This window comes from Burkholderia pyrrocinia (assembly GCF_003330765.1).
GTDB lineage: Bacteria > Pseudomonadota > Gammaproteobacteria > Burkholderiales > Burkholderiaceae > Burkholderia > Burkholderia pyrrocinia_B.
The window spans coordinates 3,330,479-3,353,555 of record NZ_CP024903.1 but is presented as its reverse complement, the minus strand read 5'-3'; the positions used below and the strand labels follow the sequence as shown (position 1 = coordinate 3,353,555).

Sequence of the window (23,077 nt, the reverse complement as noted above, 5' to 3'; positions counted from 1 at the left end):
TTCGCACGCACGACCACGCATCACCCGTCCCGCTCGCGCTACCGCCGCACATGCGCGCCGCCCGTCAACACCGCTCACCCCCACCACCGATTCACCGCCATGACTGCATCCTCTTCCGCACCGCACGTGCGCGCCATCGTCACCGGACACACGCGCGGCCTCGGCGCATCGCTCGCCGAACAACTGCTGCAGGAAGGCATCGCCGTGCTCGGCGTGTCGCGCAGCCGTCATCCATCGCTCGCGTCGCAAGCCGGCGACCGCTTCGCCGAAATCGAACTCGACCTGTCGGATGCATCGGCCGTCGCGACCTGGCTGGCCGGCAGCACGCTGCGCAGCTTCGTCGACGGCGCGTCGCTCGTGCTGCTGTTCAACAACGCGGGCATGGTCGATCCGATCGGCCCGCTCGCCGCGCAGGACCCGGCGATCGTCGCGCGGGCGGTCGGCCTGAACGTCGCGGCGCCGCTGATGCTGTCGGCCGCACTCGCGCAAGCGGCATCCGCCACGACCGAATGCCGGATCCTGCACGTGTCGAGCGGCGCGGCGCGCAACGCGTACGCGGGCTGGAGCATCTACTGCGCGACCAAGGCCGCACTCGATCACCATGCGCGCGCGGTCGCGCTCGACGCGAACCGCGCGATGCGGATCTGCAGCGTCGCGCCGGGCGTCGTCGATACGGGGATGCAGGCAACGATCCGCTCGACCAGCGAAGACAACTTCCCGATGCGCGAGAAATTCGACCAGTTGAAGTCGAGCGGCGTGCTCGCGACGCCCGAGGCGGCCGCACGGCAACTGATCGGCTATGCGCTGAGCGACGCGTTCGGCTCGGCGCCGACTGCCGACGTCCGGGAACTGCCCGCGACCTGATCCGGGATAAAATTTCCCGGTTTCCCTTCCCCAAGGATCCCCCGATGGTCACAAAGGCCACCGCACCGTTCCAGCAGATCAAGACGCTCGTTCGCCAGAATGTCGAGTCGGGCGACTGGCGCCCGGGGGATCGCATTCCGTCCGAGCTCGATCTCGCCGCGCAGTTCGGCGTCGCGCGCATGACGGTCAATCGCGCGCTGCGCGAGCTCACCGAGGAAGGCGTGCTGAAGCGCATCGCGGGCGTCGGCACCTTCGTCGCCGAAGTGAAGCCGCAGTCGAACCTGCTGATGATCGCGCACATCCGCGATGAAATCCGCGCGCGCGGGCACGAATACCGCTGCCGCGTGCTCAGCCAGTCGCGCGAGCCCGCGTCGTTCGACGTCGCGGCCGCGTTCGGGCTGACGGTCAACACGCCGGTCTTTCATGTGGTCTGCGTGCATGAGGAAAACGGCCGCCCGATCCAGCTCGAGGACCGCTACGTGAACCCGGCCGCCGCGCCGGAATTCATCGACCAGGACTTCCAGGTCGAGCCGCCGTCCGAGTACCTGTTCAACAACGTATCGCACTACGAACTGGAGATCGAGCACGTCGTCGACGCGTCGCTGCCGACGAGCGAGCAGGCACGGCTGCTCGACATGCGTGCCGACGAACCGTGCCTCACGCTCACGCGCCGCACCTGGACGAACGGGCTGCCCGTCACGTTCGTGCATTTCCTGCATCCGGGCAATCGCTACCGGCTCGGCTCGCGCTTCAAGCCGGGCGCCGGACGTCACCCGACCTGAACCTTCGTCACGCGCATGAAAGCGCGCGGCGACCGTTTCGTCACGAAACGGCGCCGCGCGCGTTAGCGTTACCTGCGCCGGTCAGATCGCGCCGACCTGCCCCGCGCCGCGCGACCACACGACCGGAAACAGCGGGTGTTCGAGCGGCGCGCCGTCGGGCAGTTGAGCCGCGAGCCCGGGGAACTCGGGCGACGTTTTCCAGCGGCGCGGCGCGTGACGGATATCGTCGCCGACGAAGCGGATCGAGAACGCGCGCCGGCGGTTCTGCGTGCCGCCCGACGCATGCAGCGTGAGCATCCGGAAGCACACCATGTCGCCGGGCTCGAGCGCCCAGTGGCGGATCGGGAAGGCCGCGCGATCGGCTTCGATGTCGGGCAGGTCCGCGAGGCTGCCTTCCGGGAACCACTTCGCTTCCTTGTCCATGAACGTGCGCGGCATCAGCCACGGCCCGCGATGCGAGCCCGCGACGAATTCCAGCGTCGATTCGAGCGGCACCGGATCGACCGGAATCCACATGCTGACGTTGTCCTCGCCTTCGATGTTGTAGTACGGCTGGTCCTGGTGCCACGGCGTGCGCTGCCGCGTACCGGGCTCCTTCACGAGCAAGTGGTCGTGATGCAGCCGCACGTTCTCCGAGCCCATCAGCGCGGCGGCCACCGACGGCGCCGGCGAGCGCACGATGAAGTCGCGGTATGCGTCGTTGTGCTGCCAGTTGCAGAAATCCTCGAAGAACCAGCCCGGATCGTCGGGCCGGCTCGCGACTTTCGCGCGCTCGCTCGGCTGCGCGAGATTCGCGTCGATGCCGGCCCGGAGCGCGGCCACTTCGTCGGGCGAAAAGATTCCCTTGATGCAGACCGCGCCTTCCTCGCGGAACGCGGCGATCAGTTCGGGCGTCACGGCTTTCGCGACGCGGTCCTGGATACTCGTCATGGTGTGCCTGTCGATTGAATGAATCACGGGGTCACGGCGCGGCGCTCACTGCTTCGCGCCGTAGATGTCGAAGTCGAAGTATTTCGCGGCGATCTTCTGGTACGTGCCGTTCGCGCGGATCGCGACGATCGCGTCGTTCAGCCGCTTCTTCATGTCGGCGTCGCTCTTGCGCAACCCCATCGCGACGCCGTAGCCGGTGATGCGCACGTCGGTCACGTCGGGGCCCGCGAACGCGTAGCCCTTGCCGCGCGGCGTCTTCAGGAACGAATAGCCGGCCTGCGTCTTGTCCTGGAAGGTCGCGTCGAGGCGGCCGTTCACGAGATCCTGGTACACCTGGTCCTGATTCTGGTACGAGACGATCGTCACGCCCTTCGTCGCCCATTCGGCCTTCGCGTACGCCTCCTGCGTCGTACCCTGGTCGATCCCGATGCGCTTGCCCGCGAGCGACGCCGCGGTCGGCAGCAACTTCGAACCGACCGGCGCGACGAGCGCGCCCGGCGACGCATACAGCTTGTTCGAGAAGTCGATCTGCTTGAGCCGCTCGTCGGTGGCCGTCATCGCCGACATGATCACGTCGAACTTGCGCGCGCGCAGCGCCGGAATCATCCCGTCGAAGCCCTGCTCGACCCATACGCACTTCGCACGCAGTTCCTCGCAGATCGCATTGCGCAGGTCGATGTCGAAGCCGGCGAGCGAGCCGTCGGGCTGCTTCGCCTCGAACGGCGGGTACGTGGGATCGATGCCCCAGCGGATCGTCGACGTGTCCTGTGCGAACGACACGAGCGGCGCGAACGCCAGCGCGGTAACGAGGAGCTTTGCAGTGCGGTTCATGGCTTGTCCTTGTGGTCTCGACGCGGCGGGCGAGCGCCGGGCGTCCGGTGGGGAGCGTCGTGCCGGCATGCCCGGCGCGGTACGCGAAAGACGGGACTTCGATGAAACTGCGATGCAGTCTAGACTGCTAGATTTTTGAGCGCAAGCGGGGGAAACGGAGGCGTAACGGATTGACGGAAGTCGGAGGGTGAAATTTGGCAGGAAGGGCGAGATAGTGCCTCTTACTGGAACAATTGGCTGACGTTACCGAAATTTCAGGTGTTTACCCTGCGAGACGCACAGCCGCCGGAGAGGATGTTTGTTCAGATATCCACAAGCCGGGAAGGTCGATATACGACAGGAAGTCGGAGCATCGTTCGAGACCGATTCCCGGCACTGGCCTCCCAACCTATACCGCATCGAGCCAGATTGACGTTCGCGTGCCCGTCGACGAGGAACTGCACGATCCGCACATATCGCTCGCTGCCATCGCCGAGCATGATCGCCTCCAGCAGTGCGGTCCAGCCGAGCCGGTTCACGTGGTCGACCTTCACGCCCGAGTCGATCAGCGTGCGCACCGTGTCGACGTGATTGCCGTGCGTCGCGATCAGCCGCGCCGGGTCCGGCGAAACCGCGATTGCCCGCGGCGTCCGGTCATGTTAAAAATCGTCGCACGCATTTGAAAATGAAATGTTCGAATCCGAAAAAGTGCATAAATGAATAGACCCCTGTTCGACATCGACCTGCTGCGTGCGCTCGTGATGGTCGCCGACTGCGGCAGCTTCACGACGGCCTCCGCGCGCCTGCACTCGACGCAGTCGACGGTCAGCCAGAAGGTGCGCCGGCTCGAGGAAATCGCCGGACACCGCCTGCTCGACCGCGGCACGCGCGACGTGCGGCCGACCGATGCGGGCGTGACGGTGCTCAGCTATGCGCGGCGGATGCTCGCGCTGAACGACGAGATGCTGGAAGCGCTGTCGGGCGCCACGGTCGCGCTGACGATCCGGCTCGGCGTGCCCGACGATTTCGCGGCGGGCCGCACGACCCACGCGCTCGCCGCGTTCAAGCGCGAGCATCCGCAGGTCAAGCTCGAAGTGATGTGCGGGCTGAGCCGCGACATCAGCGCCGCGTACGACCGCGGCGAACTCGACCTCGTGCTGATCAAGCAGCGGCGCGACAGCCGCGAGGCCGTCGTGCGCTGGCCCGAGAAGCTGCGCTGGATCGACAGCGCGAAGCATCCGTCGATCGATCTCGACCCGGTGCCGATCGTCGTGTTTCCGCCGCGCGGGCTCTACCGCGACGACATGATCAAGGCGATCGAGGAGCGCGGCCGCCGCTGGCGGATCAGCTTCACGACGTCGAGCCTGAGCGGCATCCAGGCCGCCGTCGCGGACGGGCTCGGCATCAGCGTGCTGCCCGCGCGCGTCGTGACGGACGAACACGTCGTGCTGACTGCGAAGCAGGGTTTCGCGCCAATCGAGCATATGGACATCGCGATCCTGCATCGGCCGACGGCCGACCCGATGGTCAGCGAGCTGACGAAGACGCTCTCGGCGATGCTGGATCTCGAGCGGCAGTAAGCGAAGAGGCATTCATTCGGGAGTCGGGCTGCACAGCCCGAACGCATCAGAACATCGTGTTCCCGTTCGCGGCCTGCCCGGGCACGGGCTGGTTGACGTCCCAGTGCTCGACGATCTTGCCGTGCTCGAGCCGGAAGATGTCCATGATCGCGCTGCCGCGCGTGCCGGGTTCACGCACCGCGTGCACGTGCAGGATCACGTAGTCGCCGTCGGCGAACGAGCGCTTGATCTCGCTGTGCGACTGCGGATATTTGTCGCGCAGGAACGCGACGAACTTGCGGAAGCCGTCGCGGCCGTCGGCCGCGTTCGGGTTGTGCTGCACGTAGCGATCGCCGACATACGCGAGCGCGGCGTCCGCGTCCTTGTCGTTCAAGCCTTTTTCGTAGAACGTGAGCACGGTCCGCCGATTGGCTTCCTGCTGCGCGTCGTTCGGGCCGGCCGCCGCCGCATGCGCGGCCGTCGCGGCGAACAGGACCGCCGCCATCCATCGTGCGGCCCGTGCCGCTGTCGTGCGTCGCATCGTCGTCTCCCGGGAAATCCGGCTGAAAGCCGGATCATACCGGGGCGACGCTTCGCTCAGACCAGCGCGCCGTTGCGCGCGACGATCTTCCCCGACGACACGACGACACGCCGCGCCGGCCGCGCGACGACGGCCTCGGCGAACGTCAGCGCATCGACCAGCACGACGTCCGCGCGGCTGCCCGGCTGCAGCCCGTAGTCCGCGAACCCGCAACCGCGCGCCGCGCTGTGCGTTACGCAGTCGAGCGCGACTTCGAGCGCATCGTCGCGGCGGAAATCGTTGCGCATGCCGATCAGCATTGCGCGCTCGAGCATGTCGGGCGAACCGTACGGCGTCCACGTGTCGCGCACGCCGTCGTTGCCGCCGATGACCGTCACGCCCGCCGCGCGGCACGCGGCCACCGGCGGCACGGGCACCGCCGCCGGCGCGGTCGTGACGATCGCGACGCCGAGTTCGGCCATCCGCGCGAGCAGCGCGTCGCGCTCGCGTTCGGCGATGTCGCCGAGACAGAACCCGTGGCTGATCGTGACCTTCCCCTGCATGCCGAGCGCGGCCGTGCGCTGCAGGATCAGGTCGAGCGAGTACGCGCCCATCGACGCGCGCTCGTGCAGGTGGATGTCGAGCCCGCGGCCGTGGCGTGCGGCGATCTCGAACAGCACGTCCACCGCCTCGACCGGGTCGCCTTCGATCGCGCACGGGTCGAGCCCGCCGAGCAGGTCGGCGCCGGCGGCCAGCGCGTCGGACAGCAGCGCGTCGGTGCCCGGCCGCTTGAGCACGCCCGATTGCGGAAACGCGACGATCTGGATGTCGACCTGCCCGCGCAGCGTCTCGCGCGTCGCGAGCACGCCGTGCAGATGCCGCAGCCCGGCCTCGGTATCGACGTCGACGTGCGTGCGGATGCGCGTCGTGCCGGCCGCGAGGAACGCGTGCGCCAGCGCGAGCGACGCGACGCCGGCGTCATGGCCGCTCGTCGCGCGATAGTGCCGCTCGTTCTCGATCCGGTCGACGAGGCACGGCCCGACCTGGTTGCGATACCACGGCATCCCCCAGTGCGTCTTGTCGAGGTGCGTGTGGCCTTCGACGAGGCCAGGCAGCGCGAGCGCGCCCGCACCGTCCTCGATCGCGCAGCCGGCGGGCACGTCGAGCGACGGGCCGACGCGTGCGATGCGATCGCCTTCGATCAGGATGTCGAGCGCATCGTCGGCGCTCGTGCGGACATTGCGGATCAGCAGGTGGGTCATGTCGGTTCCGGTGTGGTCGGTCAGTGCGAAGCGGGCGCGGCGCGTGCCGTGCCCGCGGTCAGGTCGGTCAGGTCGGTCAGCGGGTGAAGCGCAGCGCGGGCGCGAACGGCGCGCCCGTATCGCTTTCGCCGCGGCGGAACACCCAGCGCTCGGCCGGCACGCCTGCGACGGCAGCCGCGGCATTCGGTGCGCGCACCGCAACGAACGTCGCGTCGCAGCCGACCGCGATTCCGTAGTTCTCCTTGCCGATCGCGCGCGCGCCTGCGTGCGTCGCCATGTCGAGCGCGATGCCGAGGGCTTCGTCGGTGTAGAAGCCCGATCGATAGCCGACCATCATCGCGCGCTGCAGCATGTCGCCGTTGCCGTACGGCCACCATGCGTCGCGGATGTTGTCGTTGCCCGCCAGCACGTGCACGCCCGCATCGCGCAGCTGCTGCACCGGCGGGAACGCGCAGTCGCCCGGCGCATTCGTCAGGATCGACACGCCGGCTTCGGCCAGTGCCGCCGCGGTGCGTTCGACGTCGTCATGACCGACCTGGCCGAGCGCATACGCATGGCTCACGTTCACGCGGCCGCCGAGCCCCGCCGCGCGCGTGCGCGCCGCGATCCGCAGCAGTTGCGCGACGCCCGTTTCGCCCGGTTCGTGCAGGTGGATGTCGATCTTCGCGCCGCGCTTCTCGGCGATGCCGAACACGATGTCGAGCTGGCCGTCCGCATCGCCGTCGAGCGTCGTCGGGTCGATCCCGCCGACCACGTCCGCGCCTTCGCGCACGGCCGCATCGAGCATCTCGGCGGTGCCCGGGCACGTCACGACGCCGGCCTGCGGAAACGCGACCAGTTCGATGTCGACGATCCCGAGCCATTGCTCGCGTGCGGCCATCACGGCCTGCAGGTTCGACAGGCCGGTCGTCGCATCGACGTCGACGTGGCTGCGCATCGCGACCGTGCCGAATGCGGCGGCCTGCGCGATCAGCGCGTTCGCGCGCTCGACGATCGGCGGTGCGGCCGCGAGCTGGCGCTTCTCGACCACGAGCCGCTCGCGCAGCGAGCCGACCGATTCGTGCGGCACCCAGCGATCGCCGACGAAGCTCTTGTCGAGGTGGATGTGGCCGTCGACGAAGCCGGGCAGCACGACGCGGCCGTCGAGGTCGATCGTTTCCGCACCGGGCGCGGCCGCGCAATCGGCGCCGATCGCGGTGAAGCGGCCGTCACTGACGACGAGATGGATGGGCTGGCCGCCGGCGTCGACGGCGTTGATGAAGATACGATCGGTCATGGCTCGGAATCGTGGGGCGGTCGCTGCGCGACACCGGCGCGGACAGGGGACGGAACCGCAGCCGGCGCGGCGCGACCGTTGGCAGGGAATCCGGCCACGATATCGGACGCCGCCACCCGAGGCCAATTAAATGTCGCGATGCCGCGCATTCGATTTCGCGATGCGCGGTGCGCGCGCCCGCCGGGGCTGGCGCGGCGATGGGGCTGGATCGCAGTGAAAACGGCGGAAATTCCGATCGCCGCGCAGCGGCGGCATCACCGGAATACGGGCGTCCGGAGGCCGCCTCGCGCCGTTGCCGGCCGTCGCTTCAGCGCCCCGCCCGACCGGCGATTTACGCGGCAACAGACTTTACACGTTGTTACCCGGCCACACCGGACGCGCATCCGGCCATTCCTTATACTCACGCCGAGTTCGCCACCCGTCCCGGAATCCGTCGGCGGACACGTTGCCGAAGCAGGAAACATCATGATGCGCATGCCTTCCACGAAGACCGTTCTGTTCGCCTCGCTCGTCGCCGTGGCGGCGCTTCCGCTGACCGCCTGCGTCGCGCCGGGGTACTACGGCGCGCAACCGGGCTATCCGCAGCAGCAATACGCGCAGCCAGGCTATGCGCAGCCCGCGTATTCGCAGCCCGGCTACGTGCAGCCGCAACCGGCCTACCCGAACCAGGCGCCGCAGCCGTACGACCAGTACGGCAACCAGCCGCAATACGGGTCGCAGCCGTATGACCAGTACGGCAATCAGCAACAGCAGTACGGGAACGGCTACGGCACGCAGTACGGCACGGTCGCGAACATCCGGCCGGTCAACGGCTCCGTCGGCCCGTCGGGTGTCGCCGGCACCGTCGTCGGCGCGCTGATCGGCGGCGTGCTCGGCAACCAGGTCGGCCGCGGTCACGGCCGCGATGCGGCCACCGTGATCGGCGCGCTCGGCGGTGCGGTCGCCGGCAACCAGATCGGCCAGCAGATGGGCGCCGCGCAACCGCCGAGCAGCTACCGGATCGACGTGCAGGTCAGCGACGGCTCGACGCGTTCGTTCGACGTGCAGTCGCCGGGCAACCTGCGGCCGGGCGACCGCGTGCAGATCAACGGCAATCAGTTGTCGCCGTATTGATTCCGCTCCCGTGCAGCCTGACCTGATCGGGCGCACGTCGCGCGTTTGACGTCGTGCGCCGGTTCGGCACGACGGCGCGCCTGTTTTACGTCCTCCTCGTCCTTCGTGTCGACGCGGCGCGCATCACGCGCCGCCCGCACTTCCGCTATCCGTCCACCTTCACGTCAGCCTCCAGCGCGACGCGTCGCACGACCGTTGCACCGCTCGCCTGCACGGGCCGACGGCGTCGCAATCACACACGCTCCGCACCGAGCGCGATGCGCGTCGACCGCGCGACGTGATCTGAGCACCAAGGCGCGGCGGAGGTGCACGGCACATCGAACGCCGCCGCGCGACATCCGGAATCCGATTAGCATAGGCACGATGCATCCCGCGGCCGCTGCGGCCCGCGCCGGCATGCTCGGCCCTCAACCGGAATCCCCCGATGACGATCACGACCCGCCTGCTCGACGCGGCCGACGCCGCCCGTTTCCAGACTGTCCGCCTGCGTGCGGTCGATACCGCGCCCACGTCTTTCCTGCCCACGCTCGACGAAGAATCGCAGGTGCCGGTCGACGAATTCGCGACGCGCATCACGCCGAACCACGAGCGCGCGGTGTTCGGCGCGTTCGACGGCGACACGCTCGTCGGCATCACCGGCGTGCGCCGCGATGCGCGCGTGAAGATCGCGCACAAGGCGACGATCTGGGGTGTATTCGTCGATCCGGCCTATCGCGGGCAGGGCATCGCGCAAGCGCTGCTCGAAAGCGCGACCGCGCACGCGGCACAAGCGTGGCAGTGCAAGCAGCTGATGCTGTGCGTGAACGAGGCCAACGGCACCGCGGAGCGGCTGTATGCGTCGCAAGGGTTCGTCCGGTTCGGTACGGAACCGCGCTCGATGTTCGTCGACGGCCGTTTCTACGACGAACACTACATGGTCAAGACGCTGGCGTAACGCGCCGCGCTTGCGCTTGCGTTCGCGTGCATCGACCGGCCGCACGCGAACGCCCTCCCCCTCACCTCACGGCGTCACCGCTTGTCGGTGATCGTCGTGTTGATGGCCTGCCCGGCGATCGTCACGTTCGTCAGCGTCATCGCGCTCACGTTGAACGCATAGATCGGCCCCGGCGACGTGACCGTCGGCGTGCCTGACGCGACCGGCGTGCCGAAGTCGCAATTGCTGATCGTCACGCCGGAGATCGGCTGCACGGCCGGTGCAGGCGGCGCGCCGTTGTAGTCGAACGCGACCGGCCCCTGCGCGACGATCGCCTGGAAGCACGACGCGGTCACGCCGTTCAGCGTCACGTTGCTCGCCTTCACGTCGGAGATCGTCACGTTCTGCACGACCGGCGGGCGCGTGCGCACCGCATCGTTCGCGGGCTGGTAGTCGCAGTCGAACGTAACGATGCCGCCTTGCGCGGCCGACGGGTTGCCGGCCGACGGCGTGACGACGCCGAGCGGCACGCTCGCATTGATCGGGCTGCCCGCGAGCAGCGCGCTGCCATAGCCGCCACCCTTCAGGTTCACGCCGTTCGGCAGCGTCACGCCCTTCACGTGGAAGTCCTTCACGTAGCCGCCGCGGTTCATGTTGGTCTTCACGCGAATCGCGATGTTCAGCGGGTTGGTCTGCCAGTTCGCGTTCAGCATCGACAGGTTCGTCGCATAGATCTGCTCGACGCCGCCGCCCATCTCGCTGCCGAGCGTGATGCCGCCGTGCCCGCTGTTCATCGTGCAGTTGCGGATCAGGTGCCGCTTCGCCGGGCCATATTCCGTATCACGATCCTTGCCCGACTTGATCGCGATGCAGTCGTCGCCGGTGTTGAACGTGCAGTCCTCGCACAGCACGTCGGTGCACGCGTCCGGATCGAAGCCGTCGTTGTTCGGGCCGATGCTGTTGGTCGTCACGCCGCGAATCACGACATTCCGGCTCGCGGTCGGATGGTGCTGCCAGAACGGCGTGTTCTGCGTCTGGTAGTTCGCCATCAGCACGTTCGTGCAGCCGATGAATTCGACCATGCACGGCCGCAGGTAATGGCCGAGGCCGAAGATGCGCTTCTCGACCGGCACGCCGGCCTCGGACAGCGCCGGCAAATAGTTCTGGTCCTGCTGCCACGGCGTGACCGGCGACGTGAGCAGCGCATAGAGCGCGTCGGGAATCGCGGGCGCGACGATGCGCAGGTCGACGTTGTTCGGGTTCGGATACGTCTGGCTCGGCACCGACGCGCTCGCGCCGTACGCGCCCGACGAGCCCTTGTAGGTCCACCAGCAGACGCTGCCGGCCCCGCTGCCGGAAAACGGCGTCATCGCCTGCCCGTTGAGCACCGACGTCGGGCCTTCGCCCGTCAGCGCGATGTTCGTGGCGTTGCGCGCGTAGACGGGCGCGCCGTAGTTCAGGCAATCGTTCGCCTGCCAGCGGCTGTAGTAGAGATGGCCGTTCGCGCCGCAATCGACCGGGCCGTCCTTCGCGTAGTCGGCCGGGTTCGGGCTGAAGTAGATCGTGCAGTTCGCGCTCAGGTGGAACGTGACATTGCTCTGCAGCACGATCGGCCCCGCGCAGTACCAGTTGCCGGCCGGCACGACGACCCGGCCGCCGCCTTCGCGGCGGCATGCGTCGATCGCCGCGAGAAACGCCGGGCGCGAATCGAACGCGCCGGGCGCGGTCGTCAGTTCGGAACCCGGGCTCACCGGCGATTTCGCGACGTTCGTGTACGGCGACGTTTGTGCGACCGTCGCGCACGGATGCGCGCCGTAGTGCGTCACGTCGAAGTCGCGCCCGCGCCGCGCGAGCCGCGACACGTGCGCGAGCGACGCGGCGATGCGCGCCGCCGCGCCGTGCTCGCCCCAGACGAGGTCGACCGCCGGCGCATTGGACATGTTGCCTCCCGCAAAGGCCCGGGTGGCCGCGAGCGGCCCGCCGAGCACGGCGCCGCCGGCAAGTGCGCCGGTCCAGCCGATGAATGCGCGGCGCGACACCCGCTTCGACGAGGGCGATCGGACAGACGAAGACGAACGGCGGCTGTTTGCGGCCATGGGCACTCCTTCAGTGTATGGGGTATCGATGCGCCGGTCGGCGGATCGCGATTTATACGTCGTCGTACTACATCCGGCAGTCTAGTCGCGATCGAAGCCGGAGACGTATTTGTCGTTTACCCTGTTTTTATTGTCATAATTGCGTTGATGTGTGCGCACACTCACTTTTGAAGGCGTCGCAATAGATATATGTTGTCGTATGTTTATGCGCAAAAACTTTCTGCCTGACGGATACGCGGTCGAGCCCGGATCGACCACATACACGGAATATGACAAGCTCGCGGAGGCGTCATCCACCCATGCAAACCCGTCAGAGGAGCGTCAATTGCAGACCCGCCACGGAGTCGACCTCATCCGCGCCCGCGCGCTGTTCGATCGCGAGCGCCGTGCCTTCACCGAAGCCATGCCGACCTCCCGCGCACTATCCGAGGAAGCGTCCGGGCACCTGCTCTTCGGCGTGCCGTTGCACTGGATGCAGGACTGGTCGACGCCGTTCTCGCTGTATGTGAAGGAAGCGCGCGGCGCGACGTTCACCGACGTCGACGGCCATCGTTATGCGGATTTCTGCCTCGGCGACACGGGCGCGATGTTCGGCCATGCGCCCGAACCGGTCGCCCGCGCGCTCGTCGAACAGGCCACGCGCGGCTACACGACGATGCTGCCAAGCGAGGACGCCGCGTGGGTGTCGCGCGAACTCGCGCGCCGCTACCGGCTGCCGGTCTGGCAGTTCGCGCTGAGCGCGAGCGACGCGAACCGCTTCGTGCTGCGCTGGGCGCGCGCGGCCACCGGCCGCAACACGATCGTCGTGTTCAACGGCTGCTATCACGGCACGGTCGACGACGTGTTCGTCGATCTCGTCGACGGCCGCCCCGTGCAGCGCGACAGCCTGCTCGGGCAATCATATGACCTGCTCGCGAACACGCGCGTCGTCGAATTCAACGATCTGGACGCGCTCGAAGCGGCGCTGAAGGATGGCGATGTCGCGTGCGTGCTCGCCGAGCCCGCGATGACGAACATCGGGATGGTGCTGCCCGATCCGGGCTTCTGGAATGCGGCGCGCGAACTGACGCGCCGCTACGGCACGCTGCTCGTGATCGACGAGACGCACACGATCAGCAGCGGCCCGGGCGGCTACGCGGTCGCGCACGATCTCGAACCGGACATTCTGGTGGTCGGCAAGCCGATCGCGGGCGGCGTGCCGTGCGCGGTGTACGGCTTCAGCGCGGCATTCGCGGAACGCGCGAAGCAGGCAAAGCTGAACGCGCCGCCCGGCCATTCGGGGATCGGCACGACGCTCACCGCGAACATGCTCGCGATGCATGCGATGCGCGCGACGCTGGCCGAAGTCGCGACCGACGCGGCGTACGCGCACATGTTCGAACTCGCCGCGCGGCTTGCGGCGGGCCTCGAACAGGCGATCGCGAAACACGGGCTGCCGTGGTGCGTGACACGCATCGGCGCGCGCACCGAGTTCCAATTCGCGCCCACACCGCCGCGCAACGGCACGCTCGCCGGCGAACAGCTCGACAGCGAGCTCGAACACATCGTGCACCTGTACCTGCTGAATCGCGGCGTGCTGATCACGCCGTTCCACAACATGATGCTCGTGTGCCCGCAGACGACCGCCGCCGATGTCGACCGGCTCGTCGCACAGTTCGACGCGTGCCTGGGCGAACTGGCGTGACGTGATGCGACACGCGTCCGGCTCGCCAATACGCGCGAGCCGGACGCACGCTCGCCGCCTACTTCGGAAGATCCGTCGGATCGACCTGCGTGCCCGCTACGCTGTCGGCACGCGCGCTCAACGCGAGCTCGCGCGCGAGCGCCGCCTGCGCTTCGCCGCCGGAAGCCTGCACCGACGCGCCACCGTCGAGCGCCGGCAGGATATAGCCGTTCACCATCCGGCGGAACAGCTTCACGTTCTCCGCATCGCGCAAACCGCCTTCCACCGGCAGCACGCCCGTCATCACGACCACCGCGTTGCGCTTCGGCAGCACCGTGATGAATTGCCCCTTGAAGCCCATCGCGTCGAATTCGGGCTCGCTGTCGACGATGTTGTTGATCCACCAGTAGTAGCCGAAGTGCGGCGACACGCGCGGCGACGTCATCTGCGCGATCCACGGTTGCGGAACGACCTGCCGCCCCTGCCAGCGGCCACCGTCGAGCACGAGCATGCCGATCTTCGCCATGTCGATCGCGCGCAGCCGCAACCCCCAGCCGGCCGACACGAGCCCCGTGCGGTCGGCGCGCTCCCATGCCGCGCGCTTCATGTCCAGCGGGCCGAACAGATGCGTCTGCGCGTAGCGCTCGACCGGCTCGCCGGCGGCCGCGCTCAACATCGCCGACGCCAGGATCGGGTTGACGTCGGTGTACTCGAACGCGGTGCCGGGTGCGACCTTCGGCGCCGACGACGCAGCGAGCTTCAGCCGGTCCGGCGCGGTGTAGTAGATCGGATCGTCCTTCGGGCTGAAGTCGTAGTGCAGGCCGCTCGACATCGACAGCACGTGTTTCAGCGCAATATCGCGCTTGTCCGCGAGCGCGCCGGCCAGATCGGGCCGCCACGCGGCGAGCCGCGCGGCCACCGGATCGTCGAGATGCACGGCCCCCCGATCGACCAGGATGCCCGCGACGAGCGACGTCACGGCCTTCGTGACCGAGTACAGCTCGTAGGTCGCGTCGCGCGACGCATTCGCGCCGTAGCGCTCGAAGATCAGCTTGCCATCCTTCACGACGAGCAGGCTGTACACGTCGAGCTTGTGCTCGCGGATCCAGCGCGACAGGTCGACGAGCTTGCGCGAATCGACGCCGACGGCCTCCGGCGCGGCGGCTTCGATGCCCGTTTCATGCAGCGGCGGCAGCGTGTCGGCCGCCTGCGCCGCCGATAGCGCCGGCACGGGCGCAAGCGCACCGCCGCCGATCAGCAGCGTCGCGAGCCGCGCGAGCAGCCGGCGAACGAAAGGCGCGGCGCGCGACGCGGGCCGGCATGCGCCCGGCCACGCAAGCGGGTCGGTGGTCATGTTGGCAATCCTCATCATGTTTCCGGCGTGTCGTTGAACGCGGCGGCGGTACCGGGAACGCCCTTCGTCTGCCGGCTGCGCGCCAGTTCGTCGCGCAGCGCCCGGGTCGTTTCCGCGCGTTCGACAGGCGGCTGCGCCGGTGTGAGCGCGGGCAGGATGTAGTCGTTGACCATCCGCCGATACAGGTTCAGATAGGTCGCATCGCGCAGGCCGCCGTCGGTCGGCAGCAGGCTCGTCATCACGACGACCGCGCGCTGCGCGGGCAGCACCGTGATGAACTGCCCCTTGAAGCCCATCGCGCCGAACTCGGGCGTGCCGTGCTCGACCACGTGATTGATCCAGCAGTAGTAGCCGTAGTCGGCCGCGGCCGGCGACGGTGTGGTCATCTGCCGGATCCAGCCGGCCGGCACGACCTGCTTGCCGTTCCACTGGCCGTGGTCGAGCAGCAGCATGCCGATCTTCGCCATGTCGACGGCGCGCAGCCGCAGCCCCCAGCCGCCGGCCACCGCGCCCGTGCCATCGGCGCCGCTCCAGCGGTAATGCGCAAAGCCGAGCGGTTCGAACAGCCGCTTGCGCGCGAATGCGTCCTCGCGCTCGCGCGCGGCGATCGACACGGCCGTGCCGACCAGCACCGGGTTCACGTCGATATAGTCGAAATGCGCGCCGGGCGGCTGCGCCGCGCGGCTCGTCACCGCGACCCGCAGCCGGTCGGGCGCGTCGTAGTAGAGCGGATCGGTGCCTTCGCGCGTCGTGTAGCGCAGCCCGCTCGACATCGACATCAGGTGCCGCAGCTCGATGTCCTGCTTGTCCGCGAGTTCGCTCGCGAGATCGGGCCGCGCGGCCGCGATCAGCGGCGCGACCTTCGTCGACGGGCCGAGCTTGCCCTCGCCGTCGAGCATGCCGGCGAGCAGCGCGGTGATTGTCTTCGTCACCGAATACAGCTCGTAGTTGTTGTCGCGCGTGAGGCCGTCGCCGTAGCGCTCGAACACGATCTTGCCGTCCTTCACGACGACGAGGCTGCGCACGTCCATCCGGTCGTGACGCAACCATGCCGACATCCGCACGAGCGGCGCCGAATCGACGCCGACCGATTCGGGCACGACGTCCGGCATGTCCTGCGGCGCACCGCCTGCCGCCAGTGCCGGGCCGCCGCACGAACCGGCGACGACGGCAGCGGCCGCGATACCGCGAAATGCGAGGGAAACGCTCATCCTGGCTCCTGTTGAAAGCGCGCCCGCGGCTTCGCGCGGGCCATCACGTCAATCGAGGCACGGCTTGCCGGCCGGCACGAACTGCCCGCGCCCGGGCTCGGCCGCGAGCAGCCGGCCGTCCTCGACGAGCAGCTCGCCGCGCGACAGGCAATGACGCGGCCAGCCCGTCACCTCGATCCCTTCGTACGGCGTGTAGTCGACCGCATGATGCAGCGACGCATTCGCGATCCGCACGCGCTTGTCGGGATCCCACACGACGATATCCGCATCGGCGCCGACCGCGATCGTCCCCTTGCGCGGATACAACCCGTACAGCTTCGCGGGCCGCAGCGACGTGAGCTCGACGAACTGGTGCAGCGACAGTCGCCCCGCGCGCACGCCGTCGAACAGCAGCGGCAGCCGCGTCTCGAGCCCCGGAATCCCGTTCGGGATATGGTCGAACGATACGGCCTGCCCGCCCGGATGCTTGCCGCACGGATCGTCGTAGTTGAACGGCGCATGGTCGGACGAGAACACCGAGAACACGCCCTGCTTCAGCGCCTTCCACACGGCCTGCTGGTTCGCCGGATCGCGCGGCGGCGGGCTGCACACGCACTTCGCGCCTTCATAGCCGTCGCGACCGAGATCGGCGGCCGTCAGATACAGGTATTGCGGGCAGGTCTCGGCGAGGATCGGCAAGCCGCGCGACTGCCCCCAGCGGATCTGCTCGATCGCCTCGGCGCCCGATACGTGCACGATCAGGATCGGCACGTCGACGAGTTCCGCGAACGCGATCGCGCGATGCGTCGCCTCGCGTTCGACCACCGCCGGCCGCGCGTGCGCGTGGAAATGCGGCGCGACATGGCCGTCGCCGAGCAGCCGCTCGGTCAGCCAGCCGATGCAGTCCGAGTTCTCCGCATGCACCATCACGAGCGCGCCGTGCGCGCGCGCCACCGACAGCACGTCGAGCATCTGGCGGTCGTTCAGCTTCAGGTCGTCGTAGGTCATGTACACCTTGAACGACGTGTAGCCGTTCGCGATCAGCCGCGGCAGCTCCTCGGCCAGCACGTGCGGCGTCGGATCGGCGACGATCAGGTGAAAACCGTAGTCGACCAGCGCACGCCCTTCGGCACGCCGGTGATAGTCGTCGACGGCGGCCTGCAGCGACTGCCCCTTCGCCTGCGCGGCGAACGGGATCACGGTCGTCGTGCCGCCGCACAGCGCCGAGCGCGTGCCGGACAGGAAATCGTCGGCCATCCGCAGCCCGTCGGGCATCGGCTGATCGAGATGGCAATGCGCATCGACGCCGCCCGGCATCACGAGCATCCCGGTCGCATCGAGCTCGCGCGGCGCGCGCGGAAGCCCGTGGCCGAGCATGGCCACGCGCCCCGCGCGGATGCCGATGTCGCACGAGAACCGGTCCGCCGCCGTCACGACGTCCGCATGACGGATCACGAAATCGAGATCGTTCGACATGGCGCGCGCCTCAGATCACGTCGCTGAAGAGACGTCCCCAGCCCTTGACCTGCCGCGTGTCGTAGTCGGCAAGCTGCAGCGACTTCCACACGACGGTCGAGATCGTGTCGTAGATCGGGATGCCCGTCTCCTCCTCGAGCGCCGGCACCAGATGCGCGGCGTTCAGGTTCGTGCAGAAGATCGAGATTGCGCGCGGGCCGGCCGCCGCCACTTCGCGCACCATGTTGCCGATCGCGTCGCCGGCCACTTCCGAGAACGAGAAATTGACCTTCAGGTTCAGGTGGCGCTCGGCGATGCAGTTCAGCCCCGAGCGGCGGTAGTTGTCGACGATCTTCGTCTGCACGTCGTCGAGATACGGCGTGACGAGGCCGAACTCGTGCGCGTTCGTCCTCTTCAGGATCTCGTTGAGCGCGAGCACGGACGTCGTGGCCGGAATGCCGGTCGCCGCGGTGATGCGCTCGCACAGCCGCTCGTCGGCCTCGAAGCCGAGCCAGCCCGACGACGTGCCGTTCCACGCGATCACGTCGACCTTCGCATCGGCCAGCAGCATCGCGGCCTGGATGATCTTGTCGTCGTCGAACTGGCCGAGCGCCTGGCCCGTCAGCGAGATCTCGGTGACCGGGAAGCGCGCGAAGTGCGCGGACACGCCCGGCAGGCCGGCGACCATCGCGCTCGTCAGCGGTTCGAGCGAGGTATTGGAGGACGGCGTGAGCATGCCGAGCAGGGTGCGTTTTTTCATGATGAGTCTCTCTACCAGTGAAAGCGGTGAATGCAGTGAATGCGGCGAAAAGGGCCGGTCAGACGGGGAGCTTGTTTTCGTAGTCGATTGCGCTGGAGCACACGAGCAGGCCGACGCCGGCCGCCGCGAAGACCATCAGCGCGAGGAAATAGGAACCGGTGAACTGCACGATCGCGCCGACGACGATCGGCACGGTGACGCCGCCGAGGTTGCCGCCGAGGTTCATGAGGCCGCCGAGGAAGCCGATCTTGTTGCGCGTGCCGAGCGACGACGGGATGCACCAGTACAGCCCGCACCAGCGCAGGAAGAACAGCGTCGACGACAGCAGCGCGACCACCACCACCGGGTTCTTCACATAGGCGACGGAGAAGATCGACACGGTCGCGATCACCGCGGCGATGCTGAACAGCGTGCGCATCACGACGTTCGGGCGGCCGCCCGCGGCCTTCCACTTGTCGGCGATCCAGCCGCCGAGCAGTTCGCCGACGAAGCCGCTGAAAAAGATGATGAAGGTCGCGCCGCCCATCTCCTTGATGTCGAAGCCGTGCACCTTGTGCAGGTAGTTCGGCATCCACGTGAGCAGCCCGTAGAACACGCTGTTGAAGCACATCCAGCCGAAGAACATGCACCACACCGAGCGGTACTTGAAGAAGTCGCGCGAGCGGCCCGACGCGTCGGCCGGCTCGGCCGCGAGATCGCTCGCATGCGACGCCTCGATGTATTCGGCTTCCAGGTCGTTGACGCCCGGATGCTCGCGCGGCGTGTTGCGGATGTAGTGCCACGCGAGCAGGCCGGCCAGCACCGTGCCGACGCCGGCCACCGCGAACGCGAGCCGCCACGAGCCGAGCACCGCGATCAGCCCGGCGATCAGCACCGCACCCAGTGCCGCGCCGAGCGGCGCGCCGCCGTCGAGCAGCGTGGCGCCGCGGCCGCGCTCGGTCTGCGTCATCCAGATCGCGTTGAGCTTGCCGCCGGCCGGATAGATCGGCGCTTCGGCTGCGCCGAGGCCGAGGCGCGTGAGCAGCAGCGCCGGCGCGTTGGTGCACAGCGCGGCGATCGCCTGGAAGAAGCCCCAGAACACGGTCGCCGTCGCGATCACGATGCGCGGCTTGAACCGGTCGGCCAGCATCCCGCCCGGGATCTGCATCACCGCGTAAGTCCAGAAGAACGAACTGAGGATCAGACCCTCCATCGCAGGTCCGATGTTGAACTCCTGCGAGATGTAAGGCATGGCGACGGACAGCGACGCGCGATCGACATAGTTGATCGCGATGAGGCTCAGCATGACGAGAAATATCTTCCAGCGGACGGCGGATTTGCCGACCGTCAGGGCAGCGACACCGGAGGTTGAAGACATGGACGGACTCCAGGAGTGAACGAGGATGGTCAGGACGTCGCGCAACGTGGAGCTGAGTATAAGATTAGAAATTTATAATTACCAACAGTGTAAACACTTGGTTTTATTGAGTTTGTTGATTCACAATTACGGTGCAGGGTAAGCCCCAGTATCGTGATAAGCTTGCACCCATCATGAGCCAGACACCCCGCAATCCCCTGCTTCTGCGCACGCGCGGCATGGCCGCGGAGATCGCTGCGCGCCTGCGCGTGATGATCGACGAGGGCGAATTGCCGCCCGGCGCGCGAATCGACGAAAAGGAACTCAGCCTCGCGTTCGACGTGTCGAAAACGCCGCTGCGCGAAGCGCTGAAGGTGCTCGTCGCGGAAGGCGCCGTCACGCATCGCCAGTACATCGGCTATCGCGTCGCGTCGATCGACCTCGACGATCTGGTCGCGACGTTCGAACTGCTGCACGGGCTGGAGGCGATGGCGGGCGAGTTGCTGCGCAAGCGCATCGGCGCGTCGACGCTCGCCGCGCTGCAGGCGAAGCACCGGCGGATGGTCGAATGCCATGAAGCCGGCAAGCGGGTCGAATATTTCCGGCTGAACCAGCAGATCCATCAGATGATCGTCGACGCGGCCGGCAACCCCGTGCTGTCGGGCATCTATGCGTCGCTGATGTCGAAGGTGCACCGCGCGCGCGGCGCCGCGAACACCGACACGCTGCGCTGGGCCGAGTCGCTGCACGAGCACGACGACATCATGGCCGCGCTCGCCGATCCCGACCACGCGGTGCTGCCGCAGGTGCTGCGCAGCCATTCGGAGAACACCGCGCGCGAGGTGCTCGCGATCCTCGATCGCACCGGCACGGCCGACGCGCCGGCGCAGCGGTCGGCCGGCGCGTGAAGGCTTCCTGAGGGCCCGCTACGCAGCCCGCAACGCGCGCCGCGCCACTTCCGCGAAATAACGCGCGCCGACCGGCAGGATCTCGTCGTTGAAATCGTACGTCGCGTTGTGCAGCGGCACGCCGCCGCGATCGGCCGCGTCGCCGTTGCCGATGAACACGAAATTGCCGGGCACGGCCTGCAGGAACGCGCCGAAATCCTCCGAGATCATCATCGGCTGCACGTCGGCGTTCACCGCTGCCGCGCCTGCGATATGCGCCGCGGCCTGCACGGCCGTGTCGACCCATTCCGGAGAATTCACCGTCGGCGCGAACTCGTGCGTGTAATCGAACGTGCAGGTCGCGCCGTGCGTGCGGCAGATCCCTTCGCTGATCTCGCGCATCCGCGTTTCCAGCAGCGCCTGCACGTCGCGCGAATAGCTGCGCGTGTCGCCCTTGATCGTCACGGTCGACGGCAGCACGTTGCGCAGCCCGTCGGGCAGGAACTCCGTGCACGAGATCACGGCCTGCTGGCCCGGATCGAGATTGCGCGACACGATCGTCTGCAGCGCAAGCACGATCTGCGAGCCGATCACGATCGGATCGATGCCCATGTGCGGGCGTGCCGCATGCGTGCCGCGCCCGTCGATCCGGATCACGAAATTGTCCTCGCTCGCCATGATGCCGCCCGCGCGCGTCGAGAACGACCCCGCGCGCATGCCCGGCATGTTGTGCGCGCCGAAGATCGCGTCGACCGGAAAGCGCTCGAACAGCCCGTCGGCCATCATCGCCTTCGCGCCGCGGCCGTGCTCCTCGGCCGGCTGGAAAATGAAGCGCACCGTGCCGTCGAAATCCTTGCGCTCGGCCAGCAGTTGCGCGGCGCCGAGCACCATCGACATATGGCCGTCGTGCCCGCACGCATGCATCTTGCCGGGCGTGCACGACGCATGTTCGCGACCTGGCGCGTGCTCGGCGATGTTCAGCGCGTCCATGTCCGCGCGGATGCCGATCGCGCGCTTGCCGGCGCCGGCCGTCAGGTTCGCGACGAGGCCCGTGCCGCCGATCCCGCGATGCACGTCGAGCCCGAGCGTCGTCAGGATGCGCGCGACATAGTCTGACGTGTTCACTTCTTCGAAACCCGTCTCCGGATGCTGGTGCAGATGGCGGCGCCAGGCCTTCAGTCGTCCCTGCAGCGTGCTTTCTTCCATTGCGTCTATTGCGTCCATTGCGTTTGCCTCGTCGGTCGTCATGTCGTTCAGGCCGCTACCGCCGCGCGGCTCAGCCAGTCGCGCTGATCACCGTCAGGTCGGCCAGCAGCGACGCGTAGCGGCCGGTGACCAGCCCTTGCGGATCGAGATCCAGCGTGCGCCGCAGGCGCTTCACGAGCCGCACCAGCGCGCTCGGCGCGCCGAACGCCTTGAAGCTGCCGAGCGGCACGACTCGTCCTTCACGCTGACGCTCGCGACGCCGAGCCGCGCGGCGAGGTCCGGCAACGTGCGCAGCGGCGTGCGCGCGTTGCCGACGAACGGCCAGTGCGACAGCCACGCGCCGCTTTCGTCGGCCGACGCGATGTTCATGACGCGGCGCAGCGCGTCGGGATAAGCAGCGCGCGATGCGCGGGGGTTGGCGATCAGCATGGCGGGCAACGCTGCGTCGGTGGGTTCGGTTCGGGCGGACACGGGTTGCGCACGCCGCCGGCTTGAAAAATAATATTGCGTCGGACGATCAATAAAATCGCCAAATCGGCGATCCCGACGCAAAAATTTCTCTTTCTTTCGAGGTTCCACGCGCCACCATGACCACCCCTCTCGATGCATTCGATCGCAAGCTGCTGATGGAAATCCAGCGCGACGCGCAGACGCCGCAGGCCGAACTCGGCGCGCGCGTCAACCTGTCGACCGCGGCCGTGAACCGGCGCCTGCGGCGTCTCGCGGAAGACGGCGTGATCGAGCGCTATACGGCCGTCGTCGCGCCGGACAAGCTCGATCATCCGCTGACGATCGTCGTGAACGTCGAGGTCGAGAGCGAGCAGATCGACCAGCTCGACGCGATGAAGCGCGCCTTCGAGCGGTGCCCGCAGATCCAGCAGTGCTACTACGTGACGGGGGAATGGGATTTCGTGCTGATCCTCGCCGTGCGCAATATGGATCAGTACAACGCGCTCACGCGCGAGCTGTTCTTCGCGAACAACAACGTGAAGCGGTTCAAGACGCTCGTGAGCATGAGCCGCGTGAAGGTCGGGCTCGAGGTGCCGGTCGATACCGGCGAATGACTGCGGCGAGGGCGTGCCGCAATGAAGCGGCCGGCGC

21 protein-coding genes and 1 pseudogene are annotated in these 23,077 nt (G+C 67.9%); 8 read left to right on the top strand and 14 right to left on the bottom strand.

Features of this window, described 5'->3' with window-relative positions:
- The first annotated feature begins 99 nt into the window (after positions 1 to 99).
- Both CUJ89_RS32880 and hutC read left to right on the top strand, forming a co-directional pair.
- Positions 100 to 864, top strand: coding sequence for an SDR family oxidoreductase (locus CUJ89_RS32880; protein WP_114181376.1), 765 nt, complete (start codon positions 100 to 102; stop codon positions 862 to 864).
- Positions 865 to 908: 44 nt separating this feature from the next.
- The gene (hutC, locus tag CUJ89_RS32875; RefSeq protein ID WP_114181375.1) at positions 909 to 1,646 is read left to right on the top strand and encodes a histidine utilization repressor; all 738 of its coding nucleotides are present in this window, start codon (positions 909 to 911) and stop codon (positions 1,644 to 1,646) included.
- Between the two features lie 81 nt (positions 1,647 to 1,727).
- On the opposite strand, the gene CUJ89_RS32870 is transcribed toward hutC, so the two are convergent.
- From CUJ89_RS32870 to CUJ89_RS38985, 3 genes are all read right to left on the bottom strand, one after another.
- Entirely contained in the window at positions 1,728 to 2,576 is an 849-nt protein-coding gene (locus CUJ89_RS32870) for a phytanoyl-CoA dioxygenase family protein (RefSeq protein WP_114181374.1), read from the bottom strand.
- Between the two features lie 45 nt (positions 2,577 to 2,621).
- Positions 2,622 to 3,407: an ABC transporter substrate-binding protein gene (locus CUJ89_RS32865; protein ID WP_114181373.1), complete on the bottom strand. Its 786-nt coding sequence runs from the start codon at positions 3,405 to 3,407 to the stop codon at positions 2,622 to 2,624.
- 302 nt (positions 3,408 to 3,709) lie between these two features.
- Positions 3,710 to 3,964, bottom strand: coding sequence for an ankyrin repeat domain-containing protein (locus CUJ89_RS38985; RefSeq protein ID WP_321970388.1), 255 nt, complete (start codon positions 3,962 to 3,964; stop codon positions 3,710 to 3,712).
- Positions 3,965 to 4,102: 138 nt separating this feature from the next.
- Between CUJ89_RS38985 and CUJ89_RS32855 the strand changes: the two genes are divergently transcribed.
- The gene (locus CUJ89_RS32855; RefSeq protein WP_114181372.1) at positions 4,103 to 4,966 is read left to right on the top strand and encodes a LysR family transcriptional regulator; all 864 of its coding nucleotides are present in this window, start codon (positions 4,103 to 4,105) and stop codon (positions 4,964 to 4,966) included.
- A gap of 46 nt (positions 4,967 to 5,012) precedes the next feature.
- Here CUJ89_RS32855 and CUJ89_RS32850 read toward each other — a convergent pair whose 3' ends face one another.
- The 3 genes from CUJ89_RS32850 to CUJ89_RS32840 form a co-directional block, all read right to left on the bottom strand.
- Positions 5,013 to 5,486, bottom strand: coding sequence for a nuclear transport factor 2 family protein (locus tag CUJ89_RS32850; protein WP_114181371.1), 474 nt, complete (start codon positions 5,484 to 5,486; stop codon positions 5,013 to 5,015).
- A 56-nt stretch (positions 5,487 to 5,542) separates the two neighbouring features.
- Positions 5,543 to 6,727 (bottom strand): amidohydrolase family protein, encoded by a 1,185-nt coding sequence (locus CUJ89_RS32845; RefSeq protein WP_114181370.1) that lies wholly within the window; start codon positions 6,725 to 6,727, stop codon positions 5,543 to 5,545.
- A 76-nt stretch (positions 6,728 to 6,803) separates the two neighbouring features.
- Positions 6,804 to 8,003 carry an amidohydrolase family protein gene (locus tag CUJ89_RS32840; RefSeq protein ID WP_114181369.1) on the bottom strand — a complete coding sequence of 400 codons (1,200 nt, stop codon included), beginning with the start codon at positions 8,001 to 8,003 and terminating at the stop codon, positions 6,804 to 6,806.
- Between the two features lie 465 nt (positions 8,004 to 8,468).
- Here CUJ89_RS32840 and CUJ89_RS32835 point away from each other — a divergent pair, with 465 nt between their 5' ends.
- Positions 8,469 to 9,116: a glycine zipper 2TM domain-containing protein gene (locus CUJ89_RS32835; RefSeq protein WP_114181368.1), complete on the top strand. Its 648-nt coding sequence runs from the start codon at positions 8,469 to 8,471 to the stop codon at positions 9,114 to 9,116.
- 424 nt (positions 9,117 to 9,540) lie between these two features.
- Positions 9,541 to 10,050, top strand: coding sequence for a GNAT family N-acetyltransferase (locus CUJ89_RS32825; protein ID WP_114181366.1), 510 nt, complete (start codon positions 9,541 to 9,543; stop codon positions 10,048 to 10,050).
- Between the two features lie 74 nt (positions 10,051 to 10,124).
- Here the strand turns inward: CUJ89_RS32825 and CUJ89_RS32820 are convergent, their stop codons facing one another.
- The gene (locus CUJ89_RS32820; protein WP_114181365.1) at positions 10,125 to 12,125 is read right to left on the bottom strand and encodes a glycoside hydrolase family 28 protein; all 2,001 of its coding nucleotides are present in this window, start codon (positions 12,123 to 12,125) and stop codon (positions 10,125 to 10,127) included.
- A 325-nt stretch (positions 12,126 to 12,450) separates the two neighbouring features.
- Here CUJ89_RS32820 and CUJ89_RS32815 point away from each other — a divergent pair, with 325 nt between their 5' ends.
- Positions 12,451 to 13,809, top strand: coding sequence for an aspartate aminotransferase family protein (locus tag CUJ89_RS32815; RefSeq protein WP_114181364.1), 1,359 nt, complete (start codon positions 12,451 to 12,453; stop codon positions 13,807 to 13,809).
- A 58-nt stretch (positions 13,810 to 13,867) separates the two neighbouring features.
- Here the strand turns inward: CUJ89_RS32815 and CUJ89_RS32810 are convergent, their stop codons facing one another.
- The 5 genes from CUJ89_RS32810 to CUJ89_RS32790 are packed head-to-tail and all read right to left on the bottom strand — an operon-like array spanning position 13,868 to position 19,904.
- Positions 13,868 to 15,142: a serine hydrolase domain-containing protein gene (locus CUJ89_RS32810; protein ID WP_236655023.1), complete on the bottom strand. Its 1,275-nt coding sequence runs from the start codon at positions 15,140 to 15,142 to the stop codon at positions 13,868 to 13,870.
- Positions 15,143 to 15,156: 14 nt separating this feature from the next.
- On the bottom strand, positions 15,157 to 16,353 hold the full coding sequence (locus CUJ89_RS32805) for a serine hydrolase domain-containing protein (RefSeq protein WP_114181363.1): 1,197 nt from the start codon (positions 16,351 to 16,353) through the stop codon (positions 15,157 to 15,159).
- Positions 16,354 to 16,401: 48 nt separating this feature from the next.
- Entirely contained in the window at positions 16,402 to 17,808 is a 1,407-nt protein-coding gene (hydA, locus tag CUJ89_RS32800; protein WP_114181362.1) for a dihydropyrimidinase, read from the bottom strand.
- A gap of 10 nt (positions 17,809 to 17,818) precedes the next feature.
- On the bottom strand, positions 17,819 to 18,547 hold the full coding sequence (locus CUJ89_RS32795; RefSeq protein ID WP_114181361.1) for an aspartate/glutamate racemase family protein: 729 nt from the start codon (positions 18,545 to 18,547) through the stop codon (positions 17,819 to 17,821).
- Between the two features lie 58 nt (positions 18,548 to 18,605).
- A complete protein-coding gene (locus CUJ89_RS32790; RefSeq protein WP_114181360.1) occupies positions 18,606 to 19,904 on the bottom strand; it encodes an MFS transporter in 1,299 nt (432 codons plus the stop codon).
- A gap of 173 nt (positions 19,905 to 20,077) precedes the next feature.
- Here CUJ89_RS32790 and CUJ89_RS32785 point away from each other — a divergent pair, with 173 nt between their 5' ends.
- A complete protein-coding gene (locus CUJ89_RS32785) occupies positions 20,078 to 20,791 on the top strand; it encodes a GntR family transcriptional regulator (RefSeq protein WP_114181359.1) in 714 nt (237 codons plus the stop codon).
- Positions 20,792 to 20,809: 18 nt separating this feature from the next.
- On the opposite strand, the gene CUJ89_RS32780 is transcribed toward CUJ89_RS32785, so the two are convergent.
- Both CUJ89_RS32780 and CUJ89_RS32775 read right to left on the bottom strand, forming a co-directional pair.
- Entirely contained in the window at positions 20,810 to 21,994 is a 1,185-nt protein-coding gene (locus CUJ89_RS32780) for a M20 aminoacylase family protein (protein WP_114181695.1), read from the bottom strand.
- A 58-nt stretch (positions 21,995 to 22,052) separates the two neighbouring features.
- A pseudogene (locus CUJ89_RS32775) lies at positions 22,053 to 22,405 on the bottom strand (diaminopropionate ammonia-lyase); the annotation flags it as partial.
- Positions 22,406 to 22,563: 158 nt separating this feature from the next.
- On the opposite strand from CUJ89_RS32775, the gene CUJ89_RS32770 reads away from it, so the two are divergent.
- A complete protein-coding gene (locus CUJ89_RS32770; protein ID WP_114181358.1) occupies positions 22,564 to 23,040 on the top strand; it encodes an Lrp/AsnC family transcriptional regulator in 477 nt (158 codons plus the stop codon).
- The last annotated feature ends 37 nt before the right edge of the window (positions 23,041 to 23,077 follow it).

What these genes read in the sequence shown, in the direction of transcription:
- CUJ89_RS32880 (WP_114181376.1), top strand. Translation starts at nt 100, where the DNA reads ATGACTGCATCCTCTTCCGCACCGCACGTGCGCGCCATCGTCACCGGA.
- hutC (WP_114181375.1), top strand. Translation starts at nt 909, where the DNA reads ATGGTCACAAAGGCCACCGCACCGTTCCAGCAGATCAAGACGCTCGTT.
- CUJ89_RS32870 (WP_114181374.1), bottom strand. Translation starts at nt 2,576, where the DNA reads ATGACGAGTATCCAGGACCGCGTCGCGAAAGCCGTGACGCCCGAACTG.
- CUJ89_RS32865 (WP_114181373.1), bottom strand. Translation starts at nt 3,407, where the DNA reads ATGAACCGCACTGCAAAGCTCCTCGTTACCGCGCTGGCGTTCGCGCCG.
- CUJ89_RS32855 (WP_114181372.1), top strand. Translation starts at nt 4,103, where the DNA reads ATGAATAGACCCCTGTTCGACATCGACCTGCTGCGTGCGCTCGTGATG.
- CUJ89_RS32850 (WP_114181371.1), bottom strand. Translation starts at nt 5,486, where the DNA reads ATGCGACGCACGACAGCGGCACGGGCCGCACGATGGATGGCGGCGGTC.
- CUJ89_RS32845 (WP_114181370.1), bottom strand. Translation starts at nt 6,727, where the DNA reads ATGACCCACCTGCTGATCCGCAATGTCCGCACGAGCGCCGACGATGCG.
- CUJ89_RS32840 (WP_114181369.1), bottom strand. Translation starts at nt 8,003, where the DNA reads ATGACCGATCGTATCTTCATCAACGCCGTCGACGCCGGCGGCCAGCCC.
- CUJ89_RS32835 (WP_114181368.1), top strand. Translation starts at nt 8,469, where the DNA reads ATGATGCGCATGCCTTCCACGAAGACCGTTCTGTTCGCCTCGCTCGTC.
- CUJ89_RS32825 (WP_114181366.1), top strand. Translation starts at nt 9,541, where the DNA reads ATGACGATCACGACCCGCCTGCTCGACGCGGCCGACGCCGCCCGTTTC.
- CUJ89_RS32820 (WP_114181365.1), bottom strand. Translation starts at nt 12,125, where the DNA reads ATGGCCGCAAACAGCCGCCGTTCGTCTTCGTCTGTCCGATCGCCCTCG.
- CUJ89_RS32810 (WP_236655023.1), bottom strand. Translation starts at nt 15,142, where the DNA reads ATGACCACCGACCCGCTTGCGTGGCCGGGCGCATGCCGGCCCGCGTCG.
- CUJ89_RS32805 (WP_114181363.1), bottom strand. Translation starts at nt 16,353, where the DNA reads ATGAGCGTTTCCCTCGCATTTCGCGGTATCGCGGCCGCTGCCGTCGTC.
- hydA (WP_114181362.1), bottom strand. Translation starts at nt 17,808, where the DNA reads ATGTCGAACGATCTCGATTTCGTGATCCGTCATGCGGACGTCGTGACG.
- CUJ89_RS32795 (WP_114181361.1), bottom strand. Translation starts at nt 18,547, where the DNA reads ATGAAAAAACGCACCCTGCTCGGCATGCTCACGCCGTCCTCCAATACC.
- CUJ89_RS32790 (WP_114181360.1), bottom strand. Translation starts at nt 19,904, where the DNA reads ATGTCTTCAACCTCCGGTGTCGCTGCCCTGACGGTCGGCAAATCCGCC.
- CUJ89_RS32785 (WP_114181359.1), top strand. Translation starts at nt 20,078, where the DNA reads ATGAGCCAGACACCCCGCAATCCCCTGCTTCTGCGCACGCGCGGCATG.
- CUJ89_RS32780 (WP_114181695.1), bottom strand. Translation starts at nt 21,994, where the DNA reads ATGGACGCAATAGACGCAATGGAAGAAAGCACGCTGCAGGGACGACTG.
- CUJ89_RS32770 (WP_114181358.1), top strand. Translation starts at nt 22,564, where the DNA reads ATGACCACCCCTCTCGATGCATTCGATCGCAAGCTGCTGATGGAAATC.